This window comes from Gluconobacter sphaericus (genome assembly GCF_016757795.1).
GTDB classification, from domain to species: Bacteria; Pseudomonadota; Alphaproteobacteria; order Acetobacterales; family Acetobacteraceae; genus Gluconobacter; species Gluconobacter sphaericus.
This window is the reverse complement of sequence record NZ_CP068419.1, coordinates 1,147,050-1,159,481: the sequence shown is the minus strand read 5'-3', so window position 1 is coordinate 1,159,481 and position 12,432 is coordinate 1,147,050. Positions and strand designations below refer to the sequence as shown.

At 59.0% G+C, this 12,432-nt stretch carries 9 protein-coding genes; 5 read left to right on the top strand and 4 right to left on the bottom strand.

What is annotated here, in order from left to right:
• Window positions 1-150: 150 nt before the first annotated feature.
• Window positions 151-342, bottom strand: a complete 192-nt coding sequence (locus tag IGS75_RS05500; RefSeq protein WP_141354243.1) for an entericidin A/B family lipoprotein — start codon at window positions 340-342, stop codon at window positions 151-153.
• Window positions 343-543: 201 nt separating this feature from the next.
• Between IGS75_RS05500 and IGS75_RS05495 the strand changes: the two genes are divergently transcribed.
• A complete protein-coding gene (locus tag IGS75_RS05495; protein WP_202257870.1) occupies window positions 544-1,983 on the top strand; it encodes a cryptochrome/photolyase family protein in 1,440 nt (479 codons plus the stop codon).
• 44 nt (window positions 1,984-2,027) lie between these two features.
• Here the strand turns inward: IGS75_RS05495 and IGS75_RS05490 are convergent, their stop codons facing one another.
• Complete coding sequence (locus tag IGS75_RS05490) at window positions 2,028-2,483, bottom strand: hypothetical protein (RefSeq protein ID WP_202257869.1); 456 nt, start codon at window positions 2,481-2,483, stop codon at window positions 2,028-2,030.
• 73 nt (window positions 2,484-2,556) lie between these two features.
• Entirely contained in the window at window positions 2,557-3,153 is a 597-nt protein-coding gene (locus tag IGS75_RS05485) for a Crp/Fnr family transcriptional regulator (protein WP_141354253.1), read from the bottom strand.
• Window positions 3,154-3,424: 271 nt separating this feature from the next.
• Between IGS75_RS05485 and IGS75_RS05480 the strand changes: the two genes are divergently transcribed.
• The 4 genes from IGS75_RS05480 to IGS75_RS05465 all read left to right on the top strand — a co-directional run bounded on the left by IGS75_RS05480 (window position 3,425) and on the right by IGS75_RS05465 (window position 10,290).
• On the top strand, window positions 3,425-4,228 hold the full coding sequence (locus tag IGS75_RS05480; protein WP_202257868.1) for an OmpW/AlkL family protein: 804 nt from the start codon (window positions 3,425-3,427) through the stop codon (window positions 4,226-4,228).
• Between the two features lie 279 nt (window positions 4,229-4,507).
• Window positions 4,508-5,644 carry an efflux RND transporter periplasmic adaptor subunit gene (locus tag IGS75_RS05475; RefSeq protein ID WP_202257867.1) on the top strand — a complete coding sequence of 379 codons (1,137 nt, stop codon included), beginning with the start codon at window positions 4,508-4,510 and terminating at the stop codon, window positions 5,642-5,644.
• Window positions 5,645-5,662: 18 nt separating this feature from the next.
• The gene (locus tag IGS75_RS05470; RefSeq protein ID WP_202257866.1) at window positions 5,663-8,773 is read left to right on the top strand and encodes an efflux RND transporter permease subunit; all 3,111 of its coding nucleotides are present in this window, start codon (window positions 5,663-5,665) and stop codon (window positions 8,771-8,773) included.
• Entirely contained in the window at window positions 8,770-10,290 is a 1,521-nt protein-coding gene (locus IGS75_RS05465) for an efflux transporter outer membrane subunit (RefSeq protein WP_228123913.1), read from the top strand. Before IGS75_RS05470 ends, IGS75_RS05465 begins: the two co-directional genes overlap by 4 nt.
• Before the next feature lie 162 nt (window positions 10,291-10,452).
• Here IGS75_RS05465 and IGS75_RS05460 read toward each other — a convergent pair whose 3' ends face one another.
• The gene (locus IGS75_RS05460; protein ID WP_202257865.1) at window positions 10,453-12,393 is read right to left on the bottom strand and encodes a M61 family metallopeptidase; all 1,941 of its coding nucleotides are present in this window, start codon (window positions 12,391-12,393) and stop codon (window positions 10,453-10,455) included.
• Window positions 12,394-12,432 lie beyond the last annotated feature (39 nt).

Here is a 12,432-nt window from a genome sequence, read left to right as displayed (position 1 = left end):
TCTAGAAGAACTATGGAACCGTCCGAACGGGAATGACAAGCAAAAATACGTTCGCACTCCAGTGAGGACAGATCCGGTCTGTTGGACCGATACGAAAAAGCCGCCAGATCCGAAGATCTGGCGGCTTGTCTAATAACCCGGAGAAGAGGCTCAATTTCGGGAAGCAGGGATGTTACGCTGAATGGCGTTTTGTGTGGCATTGGCCCCGCGAGAAACGTCATGCCCGATCGAACTCACGTCCTGACCGGCGCCATGAACGGTATTGCAGGCCGAGAGCGAAACACCTGCACCGGACAGAAGAGCCAAGGATAGGGCAACGCGCGCGATGGACTTGGTGGACATAGGTAAAAATCCTCTAAAAGAGCGTTTTGCCTTGTAAACGACATCCAATGACAATGGTTCATAATAGGAAGAGGAATTTTTTTCTCAGGTAATGAGCCGTTCAGACCGAGAAAATGACTTGATACCCTTCTGACGGGGCTCTTTCTGAACGACCTGCGCCGTTACGCGTTTTGCTAATTTTTTCTCCTGCTGTGAGGATCCATGTCCAGCTCCCAGAACCGCCCTGTCATTGTTTGGTTTCGAGATGATCTGCGCATGGCAGACCATCCTGCCCTGCATGAAGCCGCTGCTTCTGGCCGGCCGCTGATCTGTCTCTACATTCTTGATGATGTCACGCCGCCTCTCCACCCTCTCGGAGCGGCCGCACGCTGGTGGCTTCATGGAGCGCTGGCTGATTTGCGACGGAACCTGGAAAAACAGGGCGGAACGCTGCTGACGCTTTCCGGCTCGGCTGAAAAGCTGCTTCCGCAGCTCGCGAAACAGACGGATGCGGCCTCTGTTCACTGGCATCATCGTTTGCATGAACGCGAGCGGGCGCTGGATGATCGCATCCGGCAGGCGCTGGAAGAGCAGGGATCTGAGGTTCACGCGCAATGGGGCACGGTTCTGGTCGATCCGGAGAGCGTGCAGACGAAACAGGGCGGATTCTACAAGGTCTGCGGGTCGTTCTGGAAAGCGCTTCAGACCCATGCAGTTTCCGAACCGCTCGAAACGCCGTCCCGTCTGTCGTTCCATGCCGTGCCGGACTCTGTCCTGTCCGATGCCCGACTGAACGAGGGAAGCCTCTGTCCGCAGGCGCCGGACTGGGCGGTAGGTTTTCGCAAAGCCTGGGAGACGGGCGAGGCCGAAGGGCAGGAGCATCTTGAAGATTTTCTAAAGAATTCCGTCGCGGGCTATCCTAAAGGCCGGGACCGGGTGGCGGAGGAAGGAACGTCCCGCCTGTCGCCCTATCTCGCCTCCGGTGCAGTATCGCCTCGGCAGGTTTGGGCCTCGCTTCAGAAGCACGGTGCACATAGGGAGGGACCGCGGATTTTCCTGTCTGAACTCGGCTGGAGGGAATTCGCCCGTTACACGCTGTATCACCTGCCGAAACTGCCGTTTGAAAACCTGAACCCCAAGTTTTCCGGAATGCAATGGCGGAAGAGTTTGGCCGATCTGAAAGCCTGGCAGCGCGGGCAGACGGGAGTGCCCATCGTGGATGCCGGAATGCGTCAGCTCTGGCAGACCGGCTGGATGCATAACAGGGCGCGCATGATCGTAGGGTCTTTTCTGACGAAGCATCTGCTGATCGACTGGAAGGAAGGGGAAGCCTGGTTCCGCGATACGCTTGTGGATGCGGATTTCGCGAACAATGCCATGAACTGGCAATGGGTAGCCGGCACGGGCATTGAAGCCACGCCGTTCTTCCGGGTTTTCAATCCCACGCGACAGGCCGAGAAGTTTGACCCGGACGGCGATTATATCCGTCAGTGGGTTCCCGAGCTACGCCGTCTTTCCGGCAAGGCGTTGTTCGAGCCCTGGGCAACGGGAGACGAGGATCTGCGAAGGGGGGGCGTCGTTCTTGGGAGAAACTATCCCCGCCCCATCGTCGATCTGAAGGACGGGCGGGACCGTGCCCTTCAGGCGTTCAGGACCCTTTAAGGCCATGAAAATCCGGCCCCGTCAGAAGGGCCGGAGCGAGCAGATTAGAGACCGCCGTTTAGGAAGTTGTTCACGTCGCTGCGCGTCTTGTTGCCGAGGGCGTTGACACGGTCGCGCTGTTCCTGCGGCGCATTCTTGAGTTGCTGCAGGCGCTGGGTCTGCTGGTCACGCAAGTTGGTCAGCTTGGACTGTTCGCTGCTGATCTGTTTCTGCAGGCGAGCCTTCTGGTTGGCCGGGGCGTTCGTGTACTTGTCCTTCAGGTCCTGAATCCGCTTTTCACGAGCGGCCTGCGCGTCCTGGGACTGCTTTTGATAGTTCTGAACCTTGCTGTTCAGGCAGTCTTCCCGCTGTGCCAGACGACCGAGGACACCGGTCTGACCATTCTGCTGGCAGGTGCTCGAGGTCGTGCTGTCTGCTGCATGAGCCTGCGGCGCGAGGGAAACCGCGCTGGCAATTAGTCCTACAGCAAGCATCGAGCGGGAAAAGAGAGGGAAGTTCATAAAATCTCCTGTAAACAGATCAATAAAATAGAGCACGCCCTGATGGCGGGAATGTGGCTGTTTCTGAAAAGACCTATTCCATACCCTCGGCAATCATCGATATCCGTTCTGGGTCCAGTAATTTGATATGGGTAATGCTTCTAATATTGATGAGTTTCTCTTTTTTGAATGCGCTTAGGATCCGGCTGACTGTCTCAATAGTGAGTCCAAGATAATCCGCAATATCAGTGCGTGGCATCGGCAGATCGAGTTCGATCGTGTGGGATGGGTCCGGCCGGTCCAGATGGGAGCAACGTTCGATCAGGAATGTGGCCACGCGCTCACGGGCCGTCTTGCGTCCCAGAAGCGTCATGCGGGCCTGCATCAGGGCCAGTTCGCGGGAAGCTTCCTCGCGCAGGCGGTGTTCGAGGCTGGGGAACCGTTCGGTCAGGCGCTGCATGCCTGCATGTGGGAAGCGGCAGAGCGTGGCGCCGCCAAGAGCCTCGGCCCCGAAGGCATAGCTGGTGGAAGCGGCAAGTCCCAGGAAGTCCCCGCCTTCCGCAAAGCCGGTGATCTGGCGCCGGCCATCTGGAAGAAGGGTAAAGAGCTTGACCCGCCCGCCGGTCACGACAAAGAAATCATTGGCCGGTTCGCCTTCCTCGATAAAGGAACGGCCGTCCGCGACTGTCATGCGGGAAGATTCATTGGCAAGAATGGCCAGGTCACAGTCATCAATGCTGTTGCAGATACTCAGACGCCGCCCCACGCAATGGGCGCATCGATCATGGACATCCTCTGCACTATGTGACGCTGACATGATGAACCCCGTTTGCGTTGTGCTGACCTCAGCCTGAAGACTTTCAGCCACACTACCACATAATTTACCAGACTTGATTCAGGTCAAGGTGATGGGTGGGGAGGAGTGCTTTGTGAGGCTCAACAAATGTTGATGGAACATCCAGATGAAATTTAACGCTTTCGCGCTGGCTGCCGCAGTTGGTGCCGTTGCCACTCCGGCATTTGCCCAAACGACCCCCGCCGCCGCTCCTGCCGCGCCGCAAGTCATGGTCAGCGCCCCCATGACAGCAGCTCCAGTGCCTTCCGTAAACATCCATGCTCCTGCATCGGGGCACTGCGGCTTGTTCCAGACCTGCGCCAATACACGTATCGGCCTCGGCAAGGGCGATTTCATTGTCCGTCTGTCCGCTCTCGGCGTCTTGCCGGAAGACCGTGACAGCAGCCTGTCCCTGAACGGCGCCCATCTTGGTGGCCGCGTAAAGACGACGCGTCAGGTCATGCCGGAACTGACGTTTGAATATTTCTTCACGGACAATGTATCTGTGGACCTAATTGCGGCCAGCACCCGTCACGAAATCGCTGCTGAAGGCGTTCCGGGTCTGGGTAAGGTCGATGTCGGCAGCGCCTGGGTTCTGCCGCCGACGGTCACGTTCGCCTGGCATTTCCGTCCTCACAAGCGTTTCAATCCGTATGTGGGTGTCGGCGCCACGCTGGCCTGGTTCCACAACGTTTCTCCCGCAGGCGGCCCTCTGACCCAGAAACTGAACCTCGGCGTAACCGGTGGCCCGTCCGTCAATGTCGGTTTCGACTACCAGGTCGTTGGCAACTGGTTCTTCAATTTTGACGTGAAGCAGATGTTCATGCGGGTCCATGCCTGGGCGCAGAACAATGCCGAGACCACAAAGATTACGGCTCATGATTCCCTTGACCCGACCGTCGTCGGTGCTGGTATCGAATACCGCTTCTGATTCTCAGGTCAGGATACGGGTATTGAGAAAAGCGGCCCCTCTTAAAGAGGGGCCGCTTTTTTTCATTTTTGTGGCAGTCTCATAAAACTTTTGCAATGAGATCATTCGGGAAGTGCAAAAGTCCCGTCATTTCCTTATGTGACATCTGTCGTGCTGCCATGGGTATGGTCAGGCCGTCTGCCATGAAAATGTCTGACTGGTGGCCGATATATCATTTTTCAGACGTTCCGGACGAAACGGGTCGTCTGTTCTGACAGAGTTACGGGGTTTTCTATTAGCATGCGCGTTCCACGCGTCGGCGCGCTGGCCATAGGCCTGCTATGCCTGGCCATCCTTTTCTTTATCGTCCTGCGGTTCCGAACCCCGCATTCACCCGTTGCAGCGGTCGAGTCCCCCATGGTGACGCAGTCGCAGGGGCACCTTGTCGTGCGCGAAGGTAGCCCGCTTGAGAAACGCCTGATCATCCAGGAGGTTGCCAGCGTTTCCCGCGGTCATGGTCTCGTGCTTCCTGCACAGATCATGACGGAACCCGACCGGCAGGTGAATGTCTACGCGCCCGTCACCGGGCGGATCACCGGTGTTTCGGTCCATCTGGGCCAGAAGGTCCATCGCGGACAGGTCCTCGCGACGATTGCCGCCGGCGATCTGGATCAGGCCTGGGCCGATGATACCCGTGCCCGCGCGGCCCTTGATTTCGCACGCCGGGCCTATATCCGCGCCCAGGGCGTTCAGGCGATCGGCGGTAATGCCGTTAAGGATTTGGAATCCGCCCGCAATGATCTGGCACAGGCTCAGGCGGAAGCCGAGCGAACACAGCGCAGGCTTCAGGTTCTGGGCGCACGTCCGGGCTATTCGTCCCAGGGACAGGCCCCGCTCATCTCGCCGGTAGATGGTGTTGTGTCCATGACGACCATGGCACCAGGCGAGAACATCACCGACCCGACTGCGATACAGATGACGGTTCTCGACCTGTCCGAAGTCTGGATTGCAGCCGCCATTCCGCAGGACAACCTGGCGCAGATCAACAACGACAATGTGCTCTCGGTTCGCTTCGATGAATTCCCGGGGCGAACCTGCTCCGGACGTGTCGTCAGCTTCGATCCTGCACTCCATACCGATACGCGTCGGGTGAATGCCTATATCGCCTGCCCGAACACCGATGGTGCCCTGCGCCCAGGCATGTTCGTGGATGCGACGCTGAATGTCCCGCAGGGCAATGATATCATCATCCCCAAGACCGCACTCCTGATGAACAACGATCAGGTGTCCGTTTTCGTCGAAGTTGCGCCGCGGACATTCCAGCGTCGCGACATCGTCATCAGCTATGACGAGGGCGACAGTGTCCGTGTGCTCAAAGGGCTTTCCGCCGGCGAACGCGTCGTGACGAGCGGTGCCATTCTTTTGAATGATGACTGATCCGGTGGCCCTGAGCTGATGATCGAACGTTTCATCTCCTGGTGCTTCAACCACCGGAACATCGTTTTCTTTTCCGCCCTCATCCTGGCGCTTCTCGGTGGTCTTTCCTGGAAGATCCTACCGGTCGAGGCCTATCCGGATCTGGGCGCGGTCAGTGTGTCGATCACGACGCAGCAGGAAGGTCTGGCTGCCGAGGAAATGGAGCAGCAGGTCACGATCCCGCTCGAGCGGACGCTGGCCAGCGTTCCGGGCGTGACAGACAGCCGCTCCACCAGTACGTTCGGCCTGTCGCTGATCACGCTGATCTTCCGTGAAGGCACAAATGTCTACGCGGCGCGCCAGCTTGTGGAGACGCAGCTTGCCAACAACCCACTAAGCAACGGTGCCATGCCGTCGCTCGGCCCAATTTCCGGCCCGAGCGGCGAGATTTATCGCTATACGCTGGAATCCGACGACAAGAACCTGCTGGAGTTGTCCGATCTTCAGCGCTGGACCGTCATTCCGGCGATCCAGCATGTGCCTGGCGTCGTCAACGTGGACAATTTCGGCGGTCTGACTCGCGAGTACCAGCTCGTTCTCGATCCGGCCTCCATGATACGCTATCATGTTGGTCTTGAGGACGTACTGACGGCCATCCGCAACAGCAACGCCAATGCCGGCGGCGGCCGCGTCAGCCGGGGCGAGCAGTCTTACATCATTCGCGGGATCGGCATGATCCATACGCTGGATGACATGGGCAACATCGTCGTTGCCAGCCATGGCGGTGTCCCGGTCTTCGTCAAAGATCTGGGGCAGGTCCAGTTCGGGCATCAGGTCCGTCAGGGCATTCTGGGCAAGGACAAGAATCCCGATACGATTGAAGGTGTGGTGACGATGCTGAGCGGGGAAAACCCCTCACTCGTGCTCGACGGGCTCCACAGCACAGTGGCCAAGCTCCAGCAACAGCTCGCGCCGAGCCATGTCCGCATTGTGCCATATATGGACCGTGATCATCTGGTCCTGTCCACGACCCACAAGGTCACGGAAACGATGATCGAGGGTATTCTCCTCGTCGGCGTGATCCTGACCCTGTTCCTCGGCAGCCCCCGCAGTGCCATCGTCACCGCCGTGACAATTCCGCTCGCGCTGTCAGTCGTGTTCGTGCTGATGCACAGTTTTGGCATGTCGGCGAACCTGTTTTCGCTCGGCGCCATTGATTTCGGAGTGATCGTGGATGGTGCGATCGTCATCACCGAGACGATCCTCCGTATCCGCGAGGAGCGCCCGACCGAAGCGCTCGTGCCGTCCGAAGTCCTATCCGTCGCCCAGCGCGCAGGAAGGGCGATCTTCTCGTCAACGCTCGTCATCATCGTGGCCTACAGCCCGCTCTTTGCCTTCGAGGGCAGTGAGGGCAAGCTGTTTCGTCCGATGGCCTATACCGTCAGCTTCGCGCTGCTGGGTGCGTTGCTCTGTGCCCTGACACTCATTCCGTCCCTGACCTATCTGGCTCTGCACAAGCCCAGACACATCTGGCACAACCGACCGCTGGAATGGCTGCATGCGCGTTACACGCACTGGCTCGGCCATTTCATTGACCGTCCACTGATCGCTTATGGTGCCGGTGCTGCCGCCATGGTCGCGGTCATGATCCTGGGCGCGACGATCGGACGTGAATTCCTGCCCGATCTGGACGAGGGGTCGCTCTGGCTTCAGGTGCAGATGCCGACGGGTATTTCGCTGGAAAAGGGCGAATCCATTGCCAACGAACTACGGCATGCGATCCGCGAGTTCCCCGAGACGTCCTACGCCATCACTCAGCTTGGCCGCTCTGATGACGGTACCGACCCCTGGACGCCGTCTCATATCGAAATGCCGGTTGGGCTCAAGCCGTATGACCAGTGGCCGTCCGGCGAGACAAAATCGCAGTTCGTCGAACGTCTACGCGCCCGTTTGTCCAGGATTCCGGGGATCGATTTCGGCATCAGCCAGCCGATCCAGGACAATATGAGCGATCTGGTCGGCGGAGCGCACAGCCCACTCGTCCTGCGTGTTTATGGCAATGATTTCCAGGAACTGCGCCGTATTGGCCAACAGATTGTGGACATTCTTCATCAGGTTCCGGGGACGGCCGAAGCGTCGATCTTTCAGGAGCCGCGCATCCCACAGATCGACGTAGTGGCCGACCGTTTGGCTGCGGCCCGGTATGGTATCAACATCTCGGATATTTCCGACGTGGTATCGAATGCCATCGGCGATGCTCCCATCACGACCGTCTATGTAGATGATCGCTTCTACAATGCGACGCTGCATATCCGCCGCAAGGATTTGCAGGACATGCAGGCCCTGTCGCAGATTCCGCTTCTGGATGCGGAAGGGGCTTATATCCCGCTGTCACAGGTCGCGCATGTCGGGCTGCATATGGGTGAAAGCAACATCGCCCATGAAATGAGCCATCGCCAGATCACCATCCGTGTGGATAACGGCAAACGACCGCTCTCGCAGTATCTGGCAGATGCGCAGGGTCGCATCGATCAGCAGCTGCACTACGACAAGGAAAAATACACGCTCGAATGGGCCGGCTCTTTCCAGCAGGAAGAGCGGGCCCAAAAGCGCCTGATGATTGCGCTGGGCGTGATGTTCGCTGTCATGCTGGTGCTGCTGTTCGCGGAGTTCCGCAAGATCCGTCAGGCCCTGTTGATCCTCAGTGTCGTGCCGCTGGCGACGCTGGGTGGCCTGATCGCGCTGCATGTCCGGGGCGAGACGCTGAACATCGCCACCGCCGTGGGCTTCATCGCCTTGTTCGGGGTGGCTGTGCAGAACGGTATCATCATGATCGCCAGTATCAACCGCCATCGCGCGGAAGGTCTGGGCGTGCGCGATGCGACCATCGCTGGTGCAGCCGAACGGTTCCGACCGGTTCTTATGACTGCCACGGTCGCGACGGCGGGCATGTTCCCCGCTGCCCTTGCCACGGGCGTGGGCACGGACGTGCAGCGCGGTCTGGCAACGGTCGTGGTGGGCGGTCTGGGGATCGCCACGCTGCTGACGCTGTTCGCCCTGCCGGTCTATTTCAGCGAGCTTGAAATGTGGGTTGAACGCCGGGATGCGAAGAAGCATCCGCAATCTGCCACAGACGGAGCCGGATCATGAAGATGCGCTCTCTGATGTTCCGTCGTGCGTCGTTTCTGCTATGTCTGACGGCGCTTTCCGCCTGTGCGGTCGGTCCGGATTTCCATCGCCCTGATCTGCCAAAACACGCGGCCTACGAGAGCGAGCCCCTGACCGCGACCGCCGGGCATGGTGTTACAGGTGCAACTGTTCCTCAGCAGTTCCTGTCTGGCGCGGATATTCCGGGCCAGTGGTGGACGGTGTTCGGCAATCCGTCCCTGAATGCGCTCGTCAATCAGGCTCTTGCCAACAACCAATCGCTGCGTGCCATGCAGCAGGGCCTCAAATCTGCCTGGGAACAGCGGCGGATCGAGGGTGCAGGTCTGTATCCAACGCTCTCCGCTTCGTTCAACCCGACGCGAAACAAGACGTCCAAGGTCTATTCTCCCGTTCCGAACTCGAATGTGTGGCTCTATAATGTCCACACTGCGCAGCTGAATATCGGTTATGTGCCGGATCTGTGGGGCGGAACGCGCCGAGCGATCGAGGCCGCTGGAGCGCAGGCGGACCTGCAGAAATTCCAGCTCGAAGCCACCGCACTGACCATGATTTCCGATCTGGTGAATGCGACGATCGAGGAAGCCACGATCCGTGCCGAGATCGACGCCACGAACGAGCTCATCCGCAGCCAGCGTGCCGTGCTGAAGACCGTTACGGCCGAGCAGAGCCTCGGCAATGCATCGCGGCAGGACATGGCCCAGCAGATGGCATCTGTAGCCCAGCTTGAGGCGACGTTGCCGGATCTGAATCTGCAACTGGCCCAGACACGGGACCAGATGGCCGTGCTGGTTGGAGTGACCCCCAATTCGCCGTTGCCTGAGTTCCGACTGGAGCAGTTCACCCTGCCGAAAACCCTCCCGGTCTCGCTGCCGGCCGACCTGTTGAACCAGCGTCCAGACATCCGCGCAGCGCAGGCACAGATCCAGTCTGCCAGCGCCCAGATTGGTGTTGCCATCGCCAACCGTCTGCCGAACGTGCAGCTCAGCGCCACGCCGGCACAGGCCGTCGGCGCCATGAGTGATTTCTTCAAGCCAGGCTATGGCAACTGGACGATTGCTGCGACCGTCATGCAGCCGATCTTCCAGGGTGGTTCTCTCCTGCATGCCGAACGTCAAGCGCGCGACAACCTGCTTCAGGCCAACGAGACCTATAAAGCCACCGTTCTGTCCGCCATTCAGGACGTGGCGGACAGCCTGCATGCAGTCACGTTCGACGCTGATGCCCTGAAATCCAATGAGAATACGCTACAGGCAACGTCGCAGAGCCTGAAAATTGCTCAAGGGCAGCTTAGGCTGGGTGATGTCAGCGAACTGGTCCTGCTTCAGGCCCAACAGACTAATGCGCAAGCCCAGTTGGCCTATGTGCAGGCCGAAGGCGCGCGGTTCTCCGACAGCGTGGGGCTGTTCCAGGCTCTGGGTGGTGGTTGGTGGAACCGCAATGATATGGGTATGACACCGGCGGCGCAGAAGGCGCTCGGCAAGTCTCTGGTTCCGTGGTGAGGATCAGGGCTCTGCCCTGAAACTCGCCAAAGGCTTCGGCATTTGGAAACCGTTTAATTGGAATCGGGATCAAAGGGACTGCGTCCCTTTGCCGGGTCTGGGGCAGAGCCCCAGACAGGCTGACCTGACCCTTCTCAGGATCAGATCAGCCCGATCCGCTTCTTACGGACGCGGTGCGTAAATTGCGCTCAGGCGATCCGGCGTACCTTCGATGCGCTCCAGATGCGGGTAACGCAGACCGTCGTGATAGGGAATAGAGACGGTGCTGACATGGTCGCCGGACTTCACAATCAGACGGATAACCTGCTTCGGATCCTTCTGCGCGTTCGTGACGGCATGGAGCAGACGCTGCGGCGTGAAGCTCATGTCATTGACAGCCAGGATCGTCATGCCCGGAATCACACCTGCCTTGAAGGCCGGGCTCATCCAGTGTTCACGTCCCACATGTCCGGCGCCGTTCACGGTCAGACCGAGGGAGAAGGACAGGTCCGTGGCATGTCGGGCAGCTTCGCTCGCCGTGATGAAAGAGGTCGGCTTGGACGTGTAGACCAGCTTGTATCCACCATTGGTCAGGCCATCGAGCGGCGCGTGCGGCTGGATCGTGTCCAAACGGTCATGTAGAAACTTCGCCCAGTCATAGGGCTGCACGCTGTTGAGTGTCGTGACCACATCGTCGAACTGATAGGGGCTGACAACAAAGCTGCCGCTGTTCGTGCCGAAGAAGGCTTTTGCGAAATCATCTAACGACTTGTGCCCGTCCGACATCTTGCGGATTAGTGCATCAGCATCAAGCCAGACGAGCTGGCCTTCGACGTAATAGTCTTCCGAACGCTGCCAATCGCGCCAGGAGAGCGGCGCGCGCTGCGCAATGACCGGATCGTTCGTCGTGTCTTGCAGCGGGCGCCACTGACGGCCCGTCTGGTTGTCATAGGACGCCGCCATATAGGCTAAGGCTTCGAAGCCCTGATCCTTCGTCACGAGCCCGGAGCGCGCTGCCAGAACATTGCCCCAGTACTGCGTCTGTCCTTCGTAGACCCAGAGCAGGGAGCCACGCTGTGGAGTGTTGAAGTTCGGTGCCCACATATCGGCCGGGCGGCGATACTTGCCGTTCCACGAATGGGTGTATTCATGCGCCAGCAAATCACGCGTAGGGAACGTCTTGTCCCATTCCGTGAAATAGCCCGGAGCCGCGCTGTTCTCGCTGGACTGGTGATGCTCGAGGCCGATGCCGCCGAGTTCTTCCGTCAGGGCCAGCAGGAAGTCGTAGTGGTCATAATGATGCGAGCCGAACAGAGACGTTGCCTGACGCACGAGGTTCTGATGCGCGGCAATCTGCTGTGGCGTGGCGTCCAGTGAATCCGGATCATCCGCTACAACATCCAGTGAAACCGGAACGTGATCCGGTCCAGTTAGGTCGAACTTGCGGAAATAACGCCCGGCATAGATCGGCGAGTCCACAAGCGTATTGAAGGTCGTCGCGTTGAAATGCGTCTCATCGCCATAGGTGGCAGCACGGAGAGCCGAACCGATCTGCCAGCCATGCGGTACACGCACGGAGGGCTGAACCGTAATATCGCGGGTAAAGTATCCAGCCGGATACAGTGAAACCTGGTCCCACTGCACGTTGACGATGGACGGCGTCATAACGACCCGGCCCACACCCGGCGCGATCGGGGTCATAAGCTGGAAATGCAGATCCAGGCTCGGCGTGCTGCTGGAGACCGGAATGTGGAAAGCGGCGACGTTAACCGTATCGCGCTTCCAGTTCAGTGTGCGGCCCCCACTCTGTACACGCAGGCTGGCAAACTGTTCGATAACGCCCGTAGGGGAATGGTCGCCAGGAATCCACATTGGATACAGAAGGACCATCTCCCCCTTCTGCTGCGCCTCTTTCGGCACCGGAACCGTCTCATGGATGGACATGACATGATGAACCGTATCCGTCGCATCGACCGAAACCGTCAGGTTGCCCGGGAAGGGACGATCCTGAGGCTCGGGAACGGGAGCCGGCATAGGCAGCGGCATGGGTTGGGTCTGGGCAAGCGCGGGAGAGATCAGACCGCTGAAAGCTGTCAGGGCGGTCAGAAGACGCAGAGAGGACATGAAGATATTCCGCTTGTAAATCCAATTACTTCAAGCCCT